The sequence below is a fragment of the Halorubrum sp. Atlit-26R genome (assembly GCF_003666015.1).
Classification (GTDB): domain Archaea; phylum Halobacteriota; class Halobacteria; order Halobacteriales; family Haloferacaceae; genus Halorubrum.
The window spans coordinates 1-518 of the sequence record NZ_QPLT01000388.1 but is presented as its reverse complement, the minus strand read 5'-3'; the positions used below and the strand labels follow the sequence as shown (position 1 = coordinate 518).

Sequence of the window (518 nt, the reverse complement as noted above, 5' to 3'; positions counted from 1 at the left end):
CAATCAGGTCATACCGTCGCAAGATTGCGCGGGCCTGGCCGTCATCGACGCCGAGTCCCCGCCGAACCTCGTACACCGTCCGCGAGTCGGTGAGGACAGCGACAAGTTCGTCTACGGACACCTCGTCCGGCAGGTCAAGCGACGCAACCGCGGACAGCGTCGGCTGTGTCCCCCCGTCAGTCGCTGTCGACGTGGTCGCAGGGGTGTCGGCGGCGGACTCATCTGGTGGGTCGGCGGTCGTGTCGTCGATCCCGTTGCCGCTGGTTTGTGTTTTTGTTGTCCCCGTCTCGTCGTCGCCTACGTTGGCAGACGCTGTAGCGCCACTATCGTCCGATTCAACTAACTCAGTTGCCGTGTCAGCCTGATCGGATGTTGGCGTCTCGGGAGCGTCGTTCGCTGTAGTGTCATCAGCGTCGTCTGCCTGGACATCGACGCCTGATCGCTGTGAGTGTTCCTCGTCGGCTGGACCCGTCTCTGACGCTGTCGAGTGCGACTCATCAGCCTCGGGGTCTGTAGTC

Annotated in this window: 1 pseudogene; it reads right to left on the bottom strand. The window is 62.9% G+C overall.

Annotated elements, in window-relative coordinates:
• Window positions 1-518: pseudogene (locus DVK07_RS23065) on the bottom strand (hypothetical protein); the annotation flags it as partial.